Origin of the sequence: Arthrobacter sp. ISL-95, from assembly GCF_018613695.1 — a bacterium.
Classification (GTDB): Bacteria; Actinomycetota; Actinomycetes; order Actinomycetales; family Micrococcaceae; genus Arthrobacter.
The window spans coordinates 458,014-477,543 of sequence record NZ_JAGGPR010000003.1 but is presented as its reverse complement, the minus strand read 5'-3'; the positions used below and the strand labels follow the sequence as shown (position 1 = coordinate 477,543).

The window sequence follows — 19,530 nt, the reverse complement described above, 5'->3', positions numbered from 1 at the left end:
GGGCCATGATTGAACACGTTACCGAGCCTGGTTGGGTGGACGTAGAGCATTACCTGACTGACGTCGTCGTGCGTCCTGACCCTGCCCACCGGCGCGCCCTGACCTCCGCCGTCGATGCCGGCATGCCGGCGATCGAAGTAGCTCCCAACGCCGCCAAGCTACTCCGGATGCTTGTGCAGATGTCCGGTGCAAGGCGGGTGCTGGAGATTGGGACCCTGGCCGGGTTCAGCAGCATCTGGATGGCACAGGGACTGCCCGACGACGGCAGGATAGTGACGTGCGAATTCCTTCAGAAGCACGCGGACGTGGCCCGCGCCAACCTTGACGCAGCCGGGGTGGGCCACAAGGTGGATATCAGGGTGGGCGCTGCCCTGGACACCCTTCCCACATTGACGGGTCAGGAATCGTTCGACTTCGTTTTCATTGACGCCGACAAGGAAAACGACTCCAACTACCTCGACTGGGCCATCCGGTTGGGGCACCCGGGCACCGTGATTGTGGTGGACAACGTCATCTGGGACGGTGCCATCCTTGAGCCCGAACGGGACGAGGCCAACGCGCCCGGCATCGTGAAGGTGTTGGAAATGATGGGTCAGGATCCGCGCCTCGATGCCACCGCCATCCAGACCGTAGGAAGCAAGGGCTGGGACGGCTTTGCGATAGCGCGGGTGCGCTAAGTGGATTTCACGATTCGCCCGGCTACGGTTGACGACGCCGAGGCCATGGCAGTGATGCATGTCCAGTCCTGGAAAGAGAGTTACAGGCGACTGCTGCCGCCGGAGTTCTTCGAGAAACAGGAAGCCGCGCTGCCGAACCGCATTGAACGGTACCGGGCGTTCATCGCGGCAGGCCACACCCGGATGTTGGCCCATGATCCCGAGGGGCTCGTAGTGGGCCTTGGCGCTGCAGGTTCCGGACAAGACGAAGACGGACCGTGCGAACGGGAACTCTTCATGCTCTACACCTTGGAACGTGTTCATGGCCGGGGCGTGGGGCAGGCGTTGGTGGAGGCCTTGATCGGCGGCGGTCCGGCGTACTTGTGGGTGCTTGATGACAACCCGCGCGCACAGGCTTTTTACCGGCGCAACGGATTTGTGCCGGACGGAAAGCGTCAACTCTGCGACCCGTCCTGGTACTCGCTGCCGGAACATCGGATGGTGCGTCCCGGCGTCGGGTCCTAGAGGGTTTCAAATCCGCGCAAGCTGTTCCCACAGCTGACCCATATGGATATGGTGATCACGGGCGGTGCGGCTGAAGATCGCCCGGGTTGAAATTGGGCGCCGAAATCGGAGCCTGAGTACGCCATTCGATTCTCGGGAGGAAGCATGTCTGATCCAGAGCAGGATCCAAACCAGCAGGAGGGCCCCGCGGACGGTGGCGCGGCCGGTGTCCCAGGCGCTCACGACGGCGGTGCCGACGGCGGCGCTGATGGTGGTGCTGAAGGCCCCGCGGATGGTGGCGCGTCCGGTGTCCCAGGCACCCACGACGGCGGTGCTGACGGTGGTGCCGACGGTGGTGCTGAAGGCCCCGCTGATGGTGGTGCGTCCGGTGTCCCAGGCACTCACGACGGCGGTGCTGACGGTGGTGCCGACGGCGGCGCTGATGGCGGCGCCGGACAACAAGGCAGCTGAGTTTGAGCTCTACCAGCACTGATTTCCAGGACCCGGGCGCAGTAAAGGGCGCCGGGGTCCTGGAAACACGACTGATCGACATCGGCCTTGATAAGTTTGCCAGCGACGTCTGGGGGCGCACCGCGCTGCTTAGCCGCGGCGTCAGCAACTTCTCCGATGTGTTTTCTGCGGGCGCGGTTGACGAACTGATTTCGCGTCGCGGTCTGCGCACCCCTTTCCTTCGCGTGGCTAAGGGCGGCTCCACTCTTCCAGAGTCCTCGTTCACGTCCCCGGCTGGTGTTGGTGCCACCATCCCCGACCAGCTCGACGACACCGCACTGTGGCGCAAATTCGCCGACGGAGCCACCCTCGTCCTGCAGGCACTGCATCGCACCTGGGACCCGGTGTCGAGCTTCAGTGCTCAGTTGAGCACCGAGCTCGGGCATCCCGTGCAGGCCAATGCTTACATCACCCCGCCGCAGAACCGGGGCTTCGACGACCACTACGACGTCCACGACGTCTTCGTCCTGCAGATTGAGGGAACCAAGCGCTGGATCATCCACGAGCCGGTACACGTGGACCCGCTGCGTAGCCAACCGTGGACCGATCGCCGTTCCGAGGTAGCCGAGGCTGCTCAAGGCCCGGCATACATCGACACTGTCCTGGAGCCCGGCGGTGTCCTTTACCTGCCCCGTGGTTGGCTGCATGCCGCCCAAGCGCAAGGCAAAGTCTCGATTCATCTCACGCTGGGAGTCCACAGCTGGACCCGCCACGCGCTGGCCGAACACCTGGCACAGGCCGCGCTGGCGGCACTGTGCGACGATCCGGAGATGCGCGGGTCCCTCCCGCTGGGCGTTGATGGGCCCGACGCGGAACTCGCCGCCGTCCGTGAACGCCTTGCCGCCGCCGTCCTTGGGGCTGATACCACCTCCCTGTTCCAGCGCACACGCCGGGGGCAAGGACGCCCGGCCCCACTCGGTCCGGTGGCCCAGCTCGCGGCTGTCCAGGGGCTCGGGCCGGGCTCGCTGGTGCGGCTCCGGGACGCACTGGAAGCGCGATTGGAGGGCTCGCGTCTGACCACCCGCGTGGGGTGGCTCGACTTCCCCGAGACAGACCTGCCGTCCGTGAAGCGCCTTCTGGACGGAGGGGAATACCTCGCACATGACCTCGGGGTTGAACTCGTCGAAAGGCTGCTGCGCGCAGGAATCCTTGTCCCCACTGAACAGTGATGTTTCGGGGCAGTGATGTTGCAGGGCAGTGATGTGGCCACAACGAAAGGTTTCTTCTGCGCAAACAGCGCCCGTGTGCGTGGCGACTCGATGGCGGGTACGGCGTCGCCTGGCTTGGTGTGGGTCCTCATTGAGCACCGTGGCGGGTGGCCGCCCAATGGTTTCGACGGCCTTGATCTGGACGCCGGGACCAAAGCCGTCGTGTCCACGGCAGCGCGGAGGGCCAATGCACGGGTGCTCTTAGTGCGACGTCCCGGCCCCCGCCCGCGCCATGGTCCAAAACGTTGGGCCGTTTTGCGATATGAGAGCTCCGGCGCCTATCAGCAGCTCTGGGGAACGTGGGAGCGGGAGGAGGACCTTGCTGGGATTGTCACGGCCCTGGCATCCCCGGGGAGTTCCGGGCTTCCGCCGGTCATCCTGATTTGCGCGCATGGCCGGCATGACCCTTGCTGCGCAGTGCGTGGCCGGCCCGTGGGGCGCGCTCTGAGTATGCGTTGGCCGGAGCTGGTCTGGGAGTGCTCCCACGTTGGCGGTGACAGGTTCGCAGCCAACGCAGTGGTGGCTCCGGACGGCGTCTACTACGGAGGTCTGGACGCCGAGTCATCCGTCGCCACGATTGAGGCGCACCTCGGCGGTCGGATCCACGCAGAGTATTTGCGCGGATACACGGATCTCACCCCACTCCAACAAGCGGCCGTCGCGGCGGTGCTGGAACGTTTCGGCCCTGCCGGCCGGCATGATTATCAGGTTACTGAGACCGTCCGCCAGGGCGAGCGGTGGCGCATCCGGATCACCGGTAGGCCGCCCCACCCGGCGAGCATCGATGTGGAGTTGGAGGCCCGCCCCTCACCGCCTTGTCAGCTCACGTGCCTGGCACCGACGACGGGTTCGGTCATGGTCTACGAGCCGACGTCCATCCGAAGTGCCTGAAGCTGACTAACAGCGGACACCGGTCGCTAGGCGTCAGCGCGGTTCCGAGTCCTCGGGTCGATCCATATCCAGAGGTGACTTGTCCAGAGGCGACCCGTCCAGCGACGAGTCAAGCAGGCTCGGGGGTTTGGGCACGCGTGACAGGAGGAGGCAGACGACCGTCAGCCAGGCGACCGCCACCGTCAACACCTCCGCCCATACAGATGCTCCTAGTTCCATGTAGAGATCATATGGCCGTTGAAGGCAAAATTGTAAGTAGCCTTACTTTGTTGGGACTGGCAGAGGTCCTGCGGTGCTCCACTAGGCTTGAAGCATGACTCAAGCAGGGCGGAAGTAGTGGCAAAACCTCGCAAATCCAGCAAGGCAAGCAGGTCTCAGAGGTCGACGGCGGGAGTCATCGAGGTGCCTGCCGGCACCCGCACTGACGGTCCGGTGACTGGCGTCTATTACATCGATACCGGCGACTGCGAGTTGCTTCAGGACCAGGACAACTCCAACGGCTGGCTGCTCAAGATCAACGGCGTCATGAGTTCGCACATTGACCTCGCGGACCCGCTGTTCCTCGATTTCGAGTACATGCGCTGGATTGCGGCACTGGTGGAATCCCGGTGGCCCCGGGAACAGAAGCCCAAACTTCGTGCTCTGCACCTGGGCGGGGGAGCCTGCTCCATGGCACGGTATTTCCATGCCGCCTATCCGGAAGCGCGCCAGGTGGTTGTTGAGCTCGACGGGAAACTGGCCGATTATGTGCGCGGCTGGTTCGACCTCCCCAAAGCTCCCCTGTTACGGATCCGCGTGGGTGAGGCCCGGCAGGTTACCGAGACCCTCACCCCGGACAGCCGTGACCTGATCATCCGGGATGTCTTCGCCGGAGCCTTTACGCCCCGGGCCCTGACCACGCGGGAGTTCACCGCCCACGCGGACTCGGTCCTCGCCCCCGAGGGGCTGTATGTGGTCAATTCCGGCGATGCCCCGGACCTCAAGAACGCCCGGGCCGACGCCGCCACCATCGCGGACACGTTCGAGCACACCTTGATCATCGCCGACCCCGCAATGCTCAAGGGGCGACGCTATGGCAACATGATCATGGCCGGCAGCCACGCACCTTTCGGGGACGATCCCACCCTCGCCCGCAGGCTTCTGGGTGGCGGCGTCCCCGCTCACATCTGGGACGATGCCAAAGTGCGTGCGTTTGCCACGGGAATCCCCGTGCGGCACGATCCCCCGGCGGAGTCTCCAGGAGGCCCCTCAGCTCCGGCTGAGTGAGCTGTTCCAGGCTTCCCACAAGTGGGCGTATCGGCCACCGTCCAACAGTAGTTCCTGATGCGAACCCGACTCCACAATCCGCCCCTGCTCCATCACCACCACGGTGTCCGCCGAGGCCGCCTGGGGCAGCCGGTGCGCGATTACCACCGAGGTCCGGCCCGCCAGGGCAGCTTCCGCCGCCTGATCCAGCATGGTGGCAGAACCAGTCCCTGCTTCGGCAGTGGCTTCGTCGAGCACTGCGATCGGCGGGTCCTTAAGCATCAACCGGGCCAAGGCAAGTTGCTGCGCCTGTTCAGTCGTGAGTTGGTGCCCGCCGGCGCCTACGTAAGTCTCCAGTCCGTCGTCGAGCGCCACAACCCAATCAGCTCCAACAGCCTGCAAGGCGTGCGAAAGCTCGTGGGCGGAAGCGTCGGGTTTGGCGAGCCTAAGGTCCTCGGCGAGGGTGCCGGAGAAGACGTGCACCTCCTGGCTGACCATGGCAATGCGGTCATGCAGCTCTGCCGGGTCAGCAGCGGCTGAGTCCAGCCCGCCCACCCACGCCGTCCCACTGTGGGGGTGTTCCAGGCCCATGATGACTTTGGCGAGGGTGGTCTTCCCGGCGCCCGAGGTACCTACAATTGCTACCCGTTCCCCGGATCGCACTATGAGGGAGACGCCGCAGAGTGCGGGGCGCTGGCCGGGGTAGGCGAAGGTGACGTTCTCCAGAACGATTCCGGATTCGGGTCCCGCGGGGGTAGTGGATGCAGTGGAGGGCGCAGCAGATGACTGCTCGGACATGGTCAACCCGAACATGCGGCCCAATCCTGCCGCGGCCTTCTGCAGTTCATCGAACTGCCCCAGAACCAGTCCGATCGGATCGAACAGCCGGTAGAAGTACAGCGCAGCAGCAGTGGCCGCGCCGATCGTCACGGCGCCCTCGGAATGAAGCCAGAAGCCCACCACCAGTACCGCGGACAGGCCGATCAGTTCCGCAAGATTGAGGCGGTTGTAGAAGCGGGTCAGGTAACCCACTCCGCGCAGCGCATGGCCGATGTTCTCCCGGGAGGCCGCGGCAACGAGGTGGGCGTGACGCGATCCGAGCCCTAAAGCCAGGATGGAAGGCGAGCCGTGGACGGTCTCAATGATCTGCTCGGTCCGGTTGGCCTCGGTGATCCGCACAGTCCGGTAGATGGGCGCTGTCCGCTGGAGGAACCACCGCAGGGTGAAGACCTGCAGGGGTGCCGCGATGAGCACGGCCACAGCGAAACGCCAGTCGATCACACCCAAGCCCAACAGGGTGACTCCGATAGTGAAGGCTGCGCTGGTGAACGCCGGAAGCACTCCGGAAATTGCCTCGCTAACGGCTTCGACGTCGCCGGAAACTCGGGCCACAACATCGCCGATGCCCGCTTTTTCCAGTTGATTCAGGGGCTTCCGGACGGCGGCAGCGAACACTTCTTCCCGCAGCCCGGCCAAGGCTTCCTCGCAAATGCGGGCCAACAGGTTCTGGCCCAGAACGCCCAGGAGCGCGCCGAGTCCGCCGGCAACCAGCAGCCCGATTGCCAACCACAGCAAGGACATGACGTCCCCGCCGGAGGCTGCAATATTGACCATCACGCCCAGAATCGCCGGGGCAGCCAGGCCACAGCACGACGCAGCCAGCAACACCAGGATGGTCAGCGCCAACCTGCCCGGGCGTTGCGCCAACAGGCGCCACATTGCCTTCCGGGTCTGGCGTGGCGTGGCAATGGGCAGAATTTCCGCACTCACGAGCCCACCACCTCGCGGTAGCCAGCGGACGTGGTGAGAAGTTCGCGGTGCGTGCCGGTTTCCGGTGGCCGGTCCGCTCCGCCCACCACCACCCGGTGGCAAATAGACAGCAGGGTGGGGCTGGTGGTCACCAACACCAGGGCCTTGTCCGGGAAGTTGCGCAGACCATCGGCGATCACCGCTTCCGTGGCGGTATCGACGGCGGTGGTGGGGTCGTGCAGGACCAGCACAGCTTGCTGCTGGTGCAGGGAGCGGCCAAGAACCAGGCGCTGACGCTGACCTCCGGAGAGGCTCTGGCCATGCCCGGTGAGAACAGTTTCCGTGCCTTCGGGCAGTTGCGAGACAAAGTCCCCGACGGCGGCAGCCGCCATGGCGCGTTCGTCCAGCGGGGCATCGGCTACTGCCACGTTGTCGCGGACGCTGCCGCGGAACAGGACGCCATCATGGGAGTCGGCGAAGACTCGGGAACGGACGTGCAGGGGATCGAGCCCGGCCGCGTCCTGGCCATCAATGGAGATCATGCCCGGGGGAGCAGAGGTGCGGAAGCCGAGGGTATCAACCAGCTGACGCGCCTCGGTGCCGTCAGGAAGAACCACGCCTACAATTTCGCCGATTGAAGCAGTGAAGGGCGGGAAATCAAACCCTGCAGCCACGGCCCGGAGCTCCAACAGCGGAGCCGCTTCGCCTGTCGCGGTGAGGTTTGCAGCAGATCCGACTGCCGCCGTCGAAAGTTCCGCTGCTTCCAGTGCGGCCACTGCGTCCGGTTCCTCCAGAAGCACTGCGATACGTGCCGCGGAGGCGCGTTTGCGCGCGAGTTCGACGCTGAGGAAACCGAGCCAGTTCATGGGTCCCTGAACAAATTGGGCCACGCCAACAACGGCCACCAACTGCCCCACGGTGATGGTGCCTTGGACGGCGAACCATGCTGCGAAGAAGGCGATGCCGGCCAGGAACGCGGCGGAAAGGGCCGTGCTGGCTCCGGTGTACGCGGACTTGGCGCGGATGGCTTTCAGAGCGGAGGTCAGTGATGCCCGGCTCGCGGAACGGTAGCGCGAGATGGCTGCATCCTCGGCACCGAGGCCATTGAGGGGGCGGGATCCGGTAATGAAATCGGTAGCCAAGGCACCGGCGCGGGCGGCCGTGGATTGTTCTACGTCGCTCCGGTTCTCCAGCGGTTTGGTAAGCCGGTGCATCACCAGCAACATGATGGGGGTGGCCAGAAGGACGGCCAGGCCCAGGGGCACGGAGATCAGCAGGAGCGTCACCGCTGAGGTGATCACTCCGGCCGCTGCAGCCAGCCCGCCGCTGATCAGCCAAGAGAGCCCTGCAACCCTGTCTGCATCGGAAGAGGCAATGGCCACGATTTCGCCGGGTGCCCGTCGGGTGGCCATGCCGCGCGGATGAAGAGTGCGCTCCACCACCAACTGGCGGAGGTCATGTGAACCGTAATTGAAGGATCGCTCAGTGGCCAAGGTTCCGAACCGCCACGAGAGAGCCAGCACAACGAACACCACGGCCAAGGCGCCAATCCACCCCAGGAGGGCGCCGGCGTCGTTGGGTTGAATCGCATTGTCCACGGCAGCGCCGATGGTTGCGGGTACCAAAGCCTCGCTGACCTGGTGCAGGGAGAGTCCGGCGCAGCCTGCCACTAGCAACTTCCATCGACCGTTGGCGAACAACGTGAACCTGAAGAGCCGGGAGACCTTCCACGGTGCTTGCTTGTTACGCCCGGGTGGGCAGGGAGGAGTGGTAGAGCTGGAGGGCATGGTTACCATACTAAGGCTCACCTAACTTCGGGAAGGCCAGATGACCCGCCACTACTTCGCCCCCAGCAACTCCTCCCGCCGTCCACCCGGGTGGCTACAAACCTGTTTGACTCACTCCGTACTCAGCCTGCTCCGGAGTGAAGCCCTCGAAGAGCAGTTGGTCGATTAAGCCTGCCCTTGAGAACGATGTGAAGTCTAAATAGCTTTTAGCCTTCTTTGCGGCCTGCTCGTTCCAATCTACTTTTACCCTGTCTACGGCCCACGTAGCATCGGTTGCTGAGTACTTTTCGAATTCCAATTGCTTTATGAGTCCTGGATAGGAGAAAGCACTGAATTCCAGGTAGTCACTGGCCTTTCGCAGAGCGTTCCGTTGACTGACGGTCCCGGCTGCTGCCTGGGCCGCCGCCTCGGCAGCAGCTTTCGCAGCAGCATCATCGGCCTTGGCTTGGGCTGCGGCGCCAGCCTCGGCTTTCGCGGCGGCATCTGCTTGTGCTTTGGCTACGGCGTCTGCCTCAGCCTTTGCGGCGGCATCTGCTTTTGCTTTCGCATCGGCGTCCGCCTTTGCTTTAGCATCAGCATCCGTTTTTTCTTTTGCAGCAGCGTCGGCTGCAACTTTAGCGTCCGCCTCGGCTTTCGCAGCGGCGTCTCTGGCCTCTGCGGCCGCCTCAGACGTCTCTGTTGGCGAAGGCGAAGGAGCTGCCGCAGCCTCCTTTGTAGCGGAAACGACTGGGGCTGACAAAGGAGGGGCGCCAAGTCGGGCTATGTTGACAACGAGGGCGAAGAGTACGAAAACCCCAGTGACTATGAATGCCATCCTCTTGTGCTTGTCATACCCCGCTAGCGGAAGACCCTGCTTATCGCGGGTTTGGTTCGCCAACACCAACACGAGGTCAATGACGGCCCAGATTCCCAAACCTCCAAAGGTGATTAATTTAAGTAATCCAGTTCCCACTTTGCCAAGGTAGAAACGATCTACCCCTAGGGCGCCGAGAACTAGGGAAAGCAACCACGTCACGAGGAATGACCTCTTGCTCTGCGGTAACTGTCCGTAACTTCGGTCTGGGGGATTTGGCGCATAATTGGGGACTTGGCTCATGAGAGTCCTTCCATGGGACAAGTGACCGACATGCGAAGCGTTAGAGGTGGGTACGGTGTTTGACGCGTGTTTAGCAGGACGCGTCGATTCATAGTGCGGCAAGAAGGGAGCACTATGTATTTGAGCTGTATGGATGCTTCCTCAAAAGCACGAGGGCGTCGGTGCCCTTAAGCGGGATGCTACACCCATTCCAAGGTCTGATATCAGGACTTTTACAATTGATTTTGGTTTGTCCAGAACCCGTTCCCTTGGCACTCCAGTCCACGTGTATGGCCTTCCTTTTGACTCCCTGCAGAACCGTCCAAACGATCGGCGCGCTACTCCACCCCTAGCAGCTCCTCCCGTCGCTGCTCCGTCTCTTCCCGCAAGGCCTCCACGACGGCGGCTACCGCGGGGCGGCGCATGGAGTCGGGTCGGAGGACCATCCAGTAGGGGAGAAGCTCGGCGAAGTCCGAGGGCAGCAGGCGCACCAAGTCAGCGTGCCGGTCAGCCATGAAGCAGGGCAGGAAACCTACTCCGGCTCCGGCTCGGGTGGCTTCCACGTGCACAAACACGTTCGTTGAGCTGAGGCCGTCACGCATGGTCGGAACCAACCTGCGCGGAGCGTCCAGGTCGTCCACTTGAAGCATGGAATCCACGAAATACACCAACTGGTGCTGCGTGAGCTCTTCGATGCTGGAAGGGGTCCCGTTCGCGGCTAAGTAGGCGCGCGAGGCATACATCCCCAGCCGGTACTCGCCTAGCCTGATTGCCTCGGCGCGGTGGACCTGCGGCGCCCCCACCACCACCTCAATGTCCAAACCGGAGCGTTGTTGCAACGCCCGGCGGGTCACGGTCACAATCTCAACGCTGAGCCCGGGATGCTCGCGTCGAAGCCGTGCCACGGCCGGTGCCGCAACATACGCACTGAAACCATCCGTTGCGGTCATGCGTACGACGCCGGTGATGGGGTCGGGTGCGCGGTCGCTCGGTCCCAGCGCGCCCACGGCAGCTTCGATCCGTTCTGCGACCAGCACGGCATTTGCGCCCACATCCGTGACTTCCCATCCACCCGCTGCTCGCGCGAGGACCCGCCCTCCAAGCGCCTTTTCCAGCGCCGCTATCCGGCGCGAAACGGTGGTGTGATTCAGTCCCAAGGCTTGGGCCGCCGTCGTAAATTTTCCTGAACGGGAGACGGCCAGGAAGATGAGGAGGTCGTCGGGGTTGGGTTTCATATCTGCAATTCTGCACACATAGGGTGCCACTTTGGTCATTGAGTGGTGAAGAATCTGCAGCAATACTCAGTGGAGCATTTCGTGTTGTGGATCACATCACGTTCACAAGGGTCAAAGAGGACACTGAGGAGATGGATATGAGCGTAGAGCAGCGCTCCGCATCAAAAGCAGGGAAAGGCGCCGGCGAAGGCTCCGGACTCAAGAAGATCGTCGCGGCCTCGATGGTGGGCACCGTGGTGGAGTGGTACGAGTTCTTCCTGTACGCCACGGCCGCCACGCTGGTTTTCGGTAAGTACTTCTTCCCGAGCACCGGCAATGAACTGGATGGCATCATCCAGGCCTTCATCACCTACGCGGTGGGCTTTGTTGCCCGCCCGCTCGGTGGAATCGTGTTCGGCCAAATCGGCGACAAGTTGGGCCGAAAGCCCACCCTGCAGCTGACAATCGTCATTGTAGGCATCTCCACTTTCCTGATGGGCTGCCTCCCCGGCTTTGTGGACATCGGTTACTGGGCGCCGGCCATGCTGGTGGCACTCCGCTTCATCCAAGGCTTCGCCCTCGGTGGCGAATGGGGCGGAGCGGTACTCCTCGTCGCTGAGCACAGCCCCAACAAGTCCCGCGGCTTCTGGTCCTCGTGGCCGCAGGCTGCAGTGCCGGTGGGTAACCTCCTGGCCACGCTGGTCCTGTTCGTCATGTCCACCACCCTCAGCAGGGAAGCCTTCCTTGGCTGGGGCTGGCGCGTCGCGTTCTGGCTCTCCGCAGTGATCGTGTTCGTGGGCTACTACATCCGCACCCACGTCACCGAGGCGCCGATCTTCCTCGAAGCCAAGGCGCAGGTGGAGGAATCCAAAGCCGTCAGCTACGGCGTGGGCGAAGTCATCCGCAAGTACCCCAAGGGCATCCTCCAGGCCATGGGCCTCCGCTTCGCCGAGAACATCATGTACTACCTCGTGGTGAGCTTCGCGATCGTGTACCTCAAGAGCGTCCACAAGTACGACACCTCCTCGCTCCTGATGGCACTCCTGATCGCCCACGTCATCCACTTCCTGGTCATCCCGCAGGTGGGACGCCTGGTGGACTCGTGGGGACGCAAACCCGTTTACCTCGTGGGTGCGATTACCGGGGCAACCTGGCCGTTCTTCGCCTTCCCCATGTTCGACACCAGGAACGCCGTGGTGATTGTGCTCGCCGTCACCATCGGCCTTTGCCTGCACGCGTTCATGTACGCCGGGCAGCCGGCCATCATGTCCGAGCTCTTCCCCACCCGCATGCGCTACTCCGGCGTTTCGCTCGGCTCGCAGGTCACGTCGATCTTCGCCGGCTCACTCGCGCCGCTGCTGGCAACCCAGTGGCTCAAGGACACGGGATCCTGGGTTCCCACAGCCATCTACCTCGTGGTCGCCTGCGCAATCACCGTCGTCGCAGTCGTTTCGCTGAAGGAAACCAAGGGCATCGCGTTGCAGGAAGTGGACGAGGCCGACGCCGTCCGCCACGGACTTGCCACTTCTTCTACTGCCGGCACCGTCTCGAAAGGTTAGCTCCATGGACAACTCCTTGAACGTACGCAAAGCACTGGTGACCGGCGGGGCGAGCGGAATCGGGGCCGCCTGTGCCCGGGCGCTCGCCGCCCGCGGGGCGAAAGTAGTAGTGGCCGACGTCGATGCCCCCGGAGCCGCAGCCCTCGCCGATGAGCTGGGCGGCACGGCCTGGACGGTGGATCTGCTGGATGTGGACGCCTTGGCAGCCCTGAGCCTCGACTGCGACATCCTGGTCAACAACGCCGGCATCCAAAAAGTTGCCCCGATCGAGGAGTTCGAACCCGCGGAGTTCCGGCGGATCCTGGCCCTGATGTTGGAGGCCCCGTTCCTCCTCATCAGGGCCGCGCTCCCGCACATGTACGCCAACGGATTCGGCCGGATCATCAACATTTCGTCGGTGCACGGGCTGCGGGCGTCCGCCTACAAGAGCGCGTATGTCTCCGCCAAGCACGGCCTCGAGGGGCTAAGCAAGGTCACTGCCTTGGAAGGTGGCGAACGCGGTGTCACGTCCAACTGCATCAACCCTGGATACGTCCGGACTCCGTTGGTAGAGAAGCAGATCGCCGATCAAGCCCGTCTCCATGGCATCCCCGAGTCCGAGGTCCTGGCAAAGGTGATGCTCACGGAGTCCGCGGTTAAACGGCTCGTGGAGGTGGAGGAAGTTGCGTCGCTGGCCGCTTGGATGGCTTCCGACGACGCCGGTATGGTCACCGGCGCGAGCTACACCATGGACGGCGGCTGGTCGGCCCGGTAAGTCCCGGCGCTCTGCCCCTGCGCGAGCCCGCGAGGTGACAGTTAATGCCAATGTTCGCCATGAGCATTGGCATTAACTGTCACCTGGCTGACCTGTCATCCGGGTGTTTGAGGGGTTATCCACATAGACAACTTTGGGTCTGCTGCTCGATCGGAGTCGCTGGAAGAGTGGCTCTATGGACGCAATTCAGGGAACGCAGCAGGCATCAGTGGCTTCGCCGCCGGATGTTCCTGCCGGCGTCCTTGCTTCCTCAGCGGTTGCTCCTAAAGTGCCTGTAAGCGGCATGGGCGTTCGAGGACTCGTGCTTGCACTGGGGTCGCTTCCCATAAGCGCCGCCAGTTCGGAGCTTATCGATGAGATACGCGATCTTGAGGACCTGAAGTCTGCAATTTCCGCCCGGCATGCCCGTGCTGCAGTGGCTCTTGATCTGGCGCAGCGAGCCGAGCAGGCCAAGGCTGGGGTTCCAGCGGCAGAGCGAGGTATGGGGGTTGGCGCGCAGGTGGCGTTGGCGCGGCGGGAGTCACCCAACCGAGGCTCCAGGCTCTTGGGGCTTGCCAAAGCGCTTGTCACGGAGATGCCGCGAACCATGGCAGCACTGGAGTCGGGCCAGTTGAACGAATGGCGCGCCACGCTGCTCGTGAAGGAAACAGCCTGCCTGTCCGTTGAAGACCGGGCCGCGGTGGACGAGGAACTTGCCCCCGATACCGGGACCTTCGATGGGGCCGGAGACAAGGCCATCATCGCCGCCGCAAAAGCCGCCGCGTATCGTCGTGACCCGCGTTCAGTCGCGCAGCGAGCCAGCCATGCCGCCACGGAACGGACGGTCAGTCTGCGCCCCGCGCCGGACACCATGACGTACCTCACCGCACTGCTCCCGGTCGCCCAGGGCGTGGCCGTCTATGCCGCGCTGACCCGGACGGCTGATTCCGTCCGCTCCAGCGGGGACGCCCGGACCCGTGGCCAAGTCATGGCCGACACCCTGACCGAACGCGTTACCGGCACACCGGGTGGTGTCTCAGGTATCAACCTCAACCTCGTCATGACAGATCGCACGCTCTTCCAAGGCGACCCGGAGCCCGCCCGTCTTGAAGGCTACGGAATCGTCCCCGCGGAATGGGCAAGGGCGCTTCTGGTTGAGGAGCAGCATCCCGCCGATCGCAGCGAATTTACAGTGCTGCTCCGCCGCCTCTACACAGCTCCCGGCAGCGGCGAGCTCCTGACAATGGACTCAAAAGCACGGTTCTTCCCTCAACGGTTGCGACGCTTCATCCAGATCCGGGACAACACATGCCGTACCCCCTACTGCGACGCGCCCATCCGACACATCGACCACGTCATTCCCTGGCATTCAGAGGGCAGCACACACCTCCACAATGGGGCCGGGCTTTGCGAAGCCTGCAACCACACCAAGGAAAATCCGGGCTGGACCGCCGCTAGCATGCCCGGTGGCCTGCACACGATTCGCATCAGCACTCCCACCGGGCATAGCTACGCATCCAAAGCACCACCGCTGCCGGGCCACAAGTACACACACCTCAGAAACTAGGGCGCCACTACTGCACCTTCACCACAGAGATGGCGGCCGTCTCGTCCACCAGCTCTGCCCGGCGCAGGCCGCCCCCGCGGACCCACAGCTTGTAGGCCACGAACAGCAGCACCAGCCAGGTGCCACCAACGTACAAAGCAATGCGAGTGTCCTCGAAGACGCCCAAGATGACGATCACCATGGCCATGAACGCCATGGTGAGAATCGATGCCACAGGCCACAGCGGCGAACCAAATTCGGACGCCGGCAGCCCCTTGCGTTTGATCTCCCGTTTCATCGCGACGTGCGAAGCCAGAATCATCACCCAGACCCAAACGGTGGCAAAGGTAGCGATGGATGCGATGAGGACGAACACGTCCTCCGGGATGACGGCATTCAACACGACACCCACCAGCAGGATGCCGCCCATCATCACCACCGTCATCCATGGAACGCCGTGACGGGAAATCTTGCTGAAACTCTTAGGCGCATGGCCCTGCTGGGCCAGTCCGAAGAGGATGCGCCCGGCTCCGAAGATGTCGCTGTTGATCGCAGAAAGCGCAGCCGTGATGACCACGGCGTTGAGGATGTGCGGGGCGGCAGGGATCCCCAGGCCATCGAAGATCTGCACAAACGGACTGCCGCTGCTGCCGATTTCGTTCCAGGGGAAGATGCTCATCAGCACGCCCAAAGTCAGTACGTAAAAGAGCAAGACGCGGACCGGCACAGTATTAACGGCCTGCGGAATGACCTTCTTGGGGTTGGTGGCCTCACCCGCGGTGATACCGATCGTTTCGATCCCGCCAAAGGCAAACATCACGACGGCGAACGAGGCCAGGAGCCCCTCGAACCCGTTCGGGAACAAACCGCCGTGATTCACCAGGTTCCCAAGCCCCGGTGCCACGCCACCGCCGTCGCCCGTTTGGAAGCCGAACACAACGATCGCCGCACCGCCAACGATCATGGCGATGATCGCCACCACTTTGATGAGCGAGAACCAGAACTCCAGCTCCCCGAACACCTTCACGCTGAGCAGGTTCATCGCGCCAAGGAACAGGATGATGGCAAGCACCCAGATCCATCTGTCCACTTGTGGGAACCAGAAGCCCATATAGATACTGAAGGCCGTGACGTCCGCGATGGCCACGATCGCCATCTCGAACACATAGGTCCAGCCGGTCACAAAACCTGCGAACGGTCCGAGATACTTGGACGCGTATTGGCCGAAGGACCCGGACACTGGGTGTCGGACGGCCATTTCGCCGAGCGCCCGCATCACCATGAACACGGCAGCGCCGCCAATGATGTAGGCCAGCAGGACGGCAGGTCCGGCTTTCTGAATGGCGGAGGCGGAGCCGTAGAAAAGGCCGGTTCCGATCGCGGATCCGAGCGCCATGAATCGAATGTGACGGACGTTGAGGCCTCGGCTGAGCGCCGTACCCGCGGCTTGGAGGACAGAGCTCTCCGTAGCCAGCTTGGTTTGTTGCATAGTAAAACCTTCTCGTCTTTGGGAGGGGATCGCTATCCAGCAGATCACTTTTAGAACCCTTGTGATGGGACTCACGGCGGTTTGGTGTCTTTGATCGCAGACAGTCCAATGACGCCGATTTACGAAGTGGTAAAAGTCATAGTCCGTAGTCGGATATGATGACCGCGGACAGCTCGTCACCGGTCAGGCATCCCTCGCATCCGCGTCGCCCCCATTGAACTCCGTGCTGCCGTCGCATCCGTTACTTGGGGGACCCTTGTTTTCTTCATTCCGCGCTACCCGGCGCCGTGTTACCGCTGCCCTGATTGCCGTTGTTGCTGGGGCTTCTCTGCTCTTTGCTGCTCCAGCCCAGGCCTACGACATTCCCACCTTTGAGGTGCCGCACGCTGCTCAGGCTCCTGTCCTGTTCGTGGAGCGGGCCACTGATATCGCTGGCGTTGTTGAGCTGTGGAAGACAGGTGGCCCTGCAACCCGTGCCGCCGCTGCGAACGCGCTGGTGGGCGGGCCGGAGGCGCTTCAGGCATTTCTCGACGGCGGACAGGACCTCACGCTCGCCGCGGACCGCAAGCAGCTGGTCACCGAGCTGACGACGCGGGGGAGTGCGCACGTGCGGTCGTCGGCTGCTGAAGTCCTGGCGGCGAATGACCCCGCGAAGATCGAAGGCTTCCTTGCTACGGGCTGGGCCGAGACGTGGAAGGGCGACCTCAGAGTTGCTGCGACGTTTTTCCTTGACTACGGCAACGTTCATGTTGAACTCGCCGCCTCCGAGAGCCTCGATAAAGGCGATGATGCCATCGAGAAGTTTGTGCTTGAGGGCTGGCGCGCCAAAGGCTTTATGACAGATCGCCAAGCGGCTTACGCCGTGAGCGCATCCGCGAACCCTGCGGTCTCTGCCGCTGCGAAGGCCGCATTGATGACTGGTGATGGGGACGTTGTTGCCGACTTCCTTCGATACGGCCAGTTCGTGGTTGCCGGCCGTGACTCTGAGTTGACGACAGTGTCGGGGCTGCTCCAGCAGGTCAAGGCAGACATCACAGCCAATCCCTACGGCGCCGTAGCGGTCGCTGATCGCGCGAAGGCCGCCGTGGAGAAGGCCAAGAACACGGCAACAGCCGCGAGGACCGCTGACAGCGACCGATTGATGGCCGACTGGAAATTCCAGACCGCACAGGCCGTTCCGCGTGCCATCATCGACGGTGCAAGCATGACCGCTGAGAAGCCGTTCCAAGAAGCTTTCGGAAGAGCAGCCAAGGAGCTTCCCGGGCTTCTCGCAACCCTGACGGCGCCCGGTGCCGACCTCGACGCGCTGATCAATGATGCCCGCCAGGTCACCTTGGATCTCGCATTGGTGGGCACGCCTGAGGTTCGGAAAGCCGCGGAGGCTGCGGTGCTGGGTGGCGATGCTGCAATCAAGGACTTCGTCACCGTCGGCCACGATGCTGCCTTTGAGCTGGACGAGGCCGCACTGGTTGCCGACCGCCAGCGTGCTTTCCAATACCAAGCCACGGGTGGCAAGTACGTACAGAAGGCTGCCACCGAGGCCGTGAAGTCTGCCAGCCACGCAGACGTCCGCTACTTCCTGGAGTACGGATTGGCTCAGGCGCAGGAGCTCGACAACCGCATCCTCGCCTACCAGAAGCTGGACGACGCAGATCTGGAACTGCGGGTAGCCGCCGATGTTGCCTTGGACGGCAGCCGGGCAGATGCGCAAGCATTCGCTACGGTTGGTCAGTTTGCAGCCCTTGATCGGGACATGGCCACAAGGGCCCACGTCGCCTCCATCGACGCTATGATCGCCGAGCTGGTTGGGCTTGCGGACACCGCAGCCGTCGACGCCGGTAAAGCGGCTGACGCTGCCAAAGTCGCGGAAGCGGCACGTCAGGCAGAGGCCGCCCGTCAGGCAGAAGCAGCCGCCGAGGCCGCTCGTCAAGCTGAAGCTGCACGCCAGGCTGAAGCCGCCGCCGCTGCTGGTGGGCAGGCTGCAGCTGGCCAGGTTAACCTTTCACAGCACTCCGGAACGGGAGTAGCCCCGATCGTGGTTCCTTGGCCGCGCGACTACGCTCCCGCCGTCGAGCTTGCTGAAACAGGTACGCCGGCCGAAGCGGCCGCAACACCTGCAGCCACTCCGTCGGCCGCGCCCAGCATTTCGGTGCCGCCGGCCGCATCATCCGACAAGGACTCAGCGTCTGTCGATTCGCAGTCGCAAGAGGCGGCAACCCCGCTGGCAGCTTCGTCTGCAGGGATAAGCGGCTGGACCATTGGGCTGATCGTGGCGCTGGTCCTGGCTGCGGCCGGAGCCATCACGTTCCTGCTCAGGCGTAAGGGCGCAGCGTCAGCGTAAGAGAAGCTCCGGCCAAGGGCAGGAGATTCCCGCTCGAGCAGCGGGGTCCGGCATCCCAGACACCGATCATCGTTTGCGTGCTGGTGATTGCCCGCCGAAGGGTGCACGCTTGAGTACGGGATACCGGACAGCTGACCTTCATGCACCGGACGGATCCCGCAAGCAGCCGAGCAGCGAGGAACCATGACAACGACGCCAACCGCACCAGGCAAAGCCACGTCCAAGGTCCCGGCCGCGGAGAACACGCTGCGCATCCTGAAGCTGTTGGCTTCGCGCCGCGGTCCCATGGCGGCGTCGAACATCGCCACTGCGCTGGGTTTGCCACGATCGAGTGTGTATCACCTGCTCGGCGTGATGGAGGCGAATGGGTTCGTCCTGCATCTGCACGAGGAGCAGCGCTATGGGCTGGGCATCAGCGCCTTCGAACTCAGCTCGGCGTACTCGCGGCAGGAACCCCTGTCCCGGCTGGGGCGTCCCATGCTCGCCTCCCTGGTGGACGTGATCGGTGAGAGCGCGCACTTGGCGGTGCTCCACGGCCGGGATGTTCTCTACATCGTGGAGGAACGCGCCAAGAACCGCCCCAGCCTGGTGACCGACGTCGGGGTCCGCCTGCCCAGCCACCTCACGGCGTCGGGCCGTGCCATCCTTGCCGCCCTGCCAAAGTCGCAGGTTCGCGCGCTGTATCCGAATGCGGCCGCTTTCACTTCGCGGCACGAGGTGGAGTTCCCCATCATGAAATACTCCGCGCTGTCATCCCATCTGGATCAGGTGCGGCAGCGTGGCTACGCCACGGAGAACGGCGAAATCACACCGCAGTTCTGTTCCATCGCGGCCGCTGTGACGGACCATGTTGGATGGCCGACGGCGGCAGTCGCCGTCACGTTCCTGGAGGACAAAGTGCCAGCTGAGCAGTGGCCGGTCCTCGCTGCACGCATCCGCAAGGCCGCCGACGAACTGTCGGTGCGAATCCACGGACGGCCCGGCAACTAGTTACCTGGTAGCCCCAGCCAGTCCGTTTCAGCA

17 protein-coding genes are annotated in these 19,530 nt (G+C 63.4%); 10 read left to right on the top strand and 7 right to left on the bottom strand.

The annotated features are described in order from the left end of the window. Nucleotides 1-5: 5 nt before the first annotated feature. Together J7I86_RS04515 and J7I86_RS04510 are read left to right on the top strand one after the other, a co-directional pair. Complete coding sequence (locus J7I86_RS04515; RefSeq protein WP_214816053.1) at nucleotides 6-677, top strand: O-methyltransferase; 672 nt, start codon at nucleotides 6-8, stop codon at nucleotides 675-677. After that, entirely contained in the window at nucleotides 678-1,181 is a 504-nt protein-coding gene (locus tag J7I86_RS04510; protein WP_214816050.1) for a GNAT family N-acetyltransferase, read from the top strand. 6 nt (nucleotides 1,182-1,187) lie between these two features. Here the strand turns inward: J7I86_RS04510 and J7I86_RS04505 are convergent, their stop codons facing one another. Beyond that, nucleotides 1,188-1,622, bottom strand: coding sequence for a hypothetical protein (locus tag J7I86_RS04505; RefSeq protein WP_214816047.1), 435 nt, complete (start codon nucleotides 1,620-1,622; stop codon nucleotides 1,188-1,190). An 11-nt stretch (nucleotides 1,623-1,633) separates the two neighbouring features. On the opposite strand from J7I86_RS04505, the gene J7I86_RS04500 reads away from it, so the two are divergent. Both J7I86_RS04500 and J7I86_RS04495 read left to right on the top strand, forming a co-directional pair. Continuing rightward, complete coding sequence (locus J7I86_RS04500) at nucleotides 1,634-2,839, top strand: cupin domain-containing protein (RefSeq protein WP_214816045.1); 1,206 nt, start codon at nucleotides 1,634-1,636, stop codon at nucleotides 2,837-2,839. 90 nt (nucleotides 2,840-2,929) lie between these two features. Further along, a complete protein-coding gene (locus J7I86_RS04495) occupies nucleotides 2,930-3,769 on the top strand; it encodes a sucrase ferredoxin (protein ID WP_214816956.1) in 840 nt (279 codons plus the stop codon). Nucleotides 3,770-3,802: 33 nt separating this feature from the next. On the opposite strand, the gene J7I86_RS04490 is transcribed toward J7I86_RS04495, so the two are convergent. Further along, complete coding sequence (locus J7I86_RS04490; protein WP_214816042.1) at nucleotides 3,803-3,988, bottom strand: hypothetical protein; 186 nt, start codon at nucleotides 3,986-3,988, stop codon at nucleotides 3,803-3,805. 117 nt (nucleotides 3,989-4,105) lie between these two features. Between J7I86_RS04490 and J7I86_RS04485 the strand changes: the two genes are divergently transcribed. Beyond that, on the top strand, nucleotides 4,106-5,035 hold the full coding sequence (locus J7I86_RS04485; RefSeq protein ID WP_396019853.1) for a spermidine synthase: 930 nt from the start codon (nucleotides 4,106-4,108) through the stop codon (nucleotides 5,033-5,035). Here J7I86_RS04485 and J7I86_RS04480 read toward each other — a convergent pair. The 4 genes from J7I86_RS04480 to J7I86_RS04465 form a co-directional block, all read right to left on the bottom strand. Beyond that, nucleotides 5,018-6,784, bottom strand: a complete 1,767-nt coding sequence (locus J7I86_RS04480) for an ABC transporter ATP-binding protein (protein ID WP_309476662.1) — start codon at nucleotides 6,782-6,784, stop codon at nucleotides 5,018-5,020. The genes J7I86_RS04485 and J7I86_RS04480 overlap by 18 nt on opposite strands. Next, nucleotides 6,781-8,550 carry an ABC transporter ATP-binding protein gene (locus J7I86_RS04475; RefSeq protein WP_286179292.1) on the bottom strand — a complete coding sequence of 590 codons (1,770 nt, stop codon included), beginning with the start codon at nucleotides 8,548-8,550 and terminating at the stop codon, nucleotides 6,781-6,783. The genes J7I86_RS04480 and J7I86_RS04475 overlap by 4 nt, the downstream gene beginning before the upstream one ends. A 94-nt stretch (nucleotides 8,551-8,644) precedes the next feature. After that, complete coding sequence (locus tag J7I86_RS04470; protein ID WP_214816036.1) at nucleotides 8,645-9,646, bottom strand: Ltp family lipoprotein; 1,002 nt, start codon at nucleotides 9,644-9,646, stop codon at nucleotides 8,645-8,647. A 317-nt stretch (nucleotides 9,647-9,963) separates the two neighbouring features. After that, on the bottom strand, nucleotides 9,964-10,860 hold the full coding sequence (locus tag J7I86_RS04465; RefSeq protein WP_214816033.1) for a LysR family transcriptional regulator: 897 nt from the start codon (nucleotides 10,858-10,860) through the stop codon (nucleotides 9,964-9,966). Nucleotides 10,861-10,997: 137 nt separating this feature from the next. Here J7I86_RS04465 and J7I86_RS04460 point away from each other — a divergent pair, with 137 nt between their 5' ends. From J7I86_RS04460 to J7I86_RS04450, 3 genes are all read left to right on the top strand, one after another. Beyond that, complete coding sequence (locus J7I86_RS04460) at nucleotides 10,998-12,398, top strand: MFS transporter (RefSeq protein WP_214816030.1); 1,401 nt, start codon at nucleotides 10,998-11,000, stop codon at nucleotides 12,396-12,398. 4 nt (nucleotides 12,399-12,402) lie between these two features. After that, the gene (locus J7I86_RS04455; protein ID WP_214816028.1) at nucleotides 12,403-13,152 is read left to right on the top strand and encodes a 3-hydroxybutyrate dehydrogenase; all 750 of its coding nucleotides are present in this window, start codon (nucleotides 12,403-12,405) and stop codon (nucleotides 13,150-13,152) included. Nucleotides 13,153-13,327: 175 nt separating this feature from the next. Further along, the gene (locus J7I86_RS04450) at nucleotides 13,328-14,698 is read left to right on the top strand and encodes an HNH endonuclease signature motif containing protein (RefSeq protein WP_214816025.1); all 1,371 of its coding nucleotides are present in this window, start codon (nucleotides 13,328-13,330) and stop codon (nucleotides 14,696-14,698) included. Nucleotides 14,699-14,705: 7 nt separating this feature from the next. Here J7I86_RS04450 and J7I86_RS04445 read toward each other — a convergent pair whose 3' ends face one another. Beyond that, nucleotides 14,706-16,166 (bottom strand): amino acid permease, encoded by a 1,461-nt coding sequence (locus J7I86_RS04445; RefSeq protein ID WP_214816022.1) that lies wholly within the window; start codon nucleotides 16,164-16,166, stop codon nucleotides 14,706-14,708. A gap of 256 nt (nucleotides 16,167-16,422) precedes the next feature. Between J7I86_RS04445 and J7I86_RS04440 the strand changes: the two genes are divergently transcribed. Then, nucleotides 16,423-18,507 (top strand): ALF repeat-containing protein, encoded by a 2,085-nt coding sequence (locus J7I86_RS04440; protein WP_214816019.1) that lies wholly within the window; start codon nucleotides 16,423-16,425, stop codon nucleotides 18,505-18,507. Between the two features lie 183 nt (nucleotides 18,508-18,690). After that, a complete protein-coding gene (locus J7I86_RS04435; protein WP_214816016.1) occupies nucleotides 18,691-19,497 on the top strand; it encodes an IclR family transcriptional regulator in 807 nt (268 codons plus the stop codon). The last annotated feature ends 33 nt before the right edge of the window (nucleotides 19,498-19,530 follow it).

Excerpts from the sequence above, each read along its gene's own strand:
- J7I86_RS04515 (WP_214816053.1), top strand. The coding sequence starts at position 6 with ATGATTGAACACGTTACCGAGCCTGGTTGGGTGGACGTAGAGCATTAC.
- J7I86_RS04495 (WP_214816956.1), top strand. The coding sequence starts at position 2,930 with ATGGCGGGTACGGCGTCGCCTGGCTTGGTGTGGGTCCTCATTGAGCAC.
- J7I86_RS04490 (WP_214816042.1), bottom strand. The coding sequence starts at position 3,988 with ATGGAACTAGGAGCATCTGTATGGGCGGAGGTGTTGACGGTGGCGGTC.
- J7I86_RS04475 (WP_286179292.1), bottom strand. The coding sequence starts at position 8,550 with ATGCCCTCCAGCTCTACCACTCCTCCCTGCCCACCCGGGCGTAACAAG.
- J7I86_RS04470 (WP_214816036.1), bottom strand. The coding sequence starts at position 9,646 with ATGAGCCAAGTCCCCAATTATGCGCCAAATCCCCCAGACCGAAGTTAC.
- J7I86_RS04465 (WP_214816033.1), bottom strand. The coding sequence starts at position 10,860 with ATGAAACCCAACCCCGACGACCTCCTCATCTTCCTGGCCGTCTCCCGT.
- J7I86_RS04460 (WP_214816030.1), top strand. The coding sequence starts at position 10,998 with ATGAGCGTAGAGCAGCGCTCCGCATCAAAAGCAGGGAAAGGCGCCGGC.
- J7I86_RS04455 (WP_214816028.1), top strand. The coding sequence starts at position 12,403 with ATGGACAACTCCTTGAACGTACGCAAAGCACTGGTGACCGGCGGGGCG.
- J7I86_RS04450 (WP_214816025.1), top strand. The coding sequence starts at position 13,328 with ATGGACGCAATTCAGGGAACGCAGCAGGCATCAGTGGCTTCGCCGCCG.
- J7I86_RS04445 (WP_214816022.1), bottom strand. The coding sequence starts at position 16,166 with ATGCAACAAACCAAGCTGGCTACGGAGAGCTCTGTCCTCCAAGCCGCG.
- J7I86_RS04435 (WP_214816016.1), top strand. The coding sequence starts at position 18,691 with ATGACAACGACGCCAACCGCACCAGGCAAAGCCACGTCCAAGGTCCCG.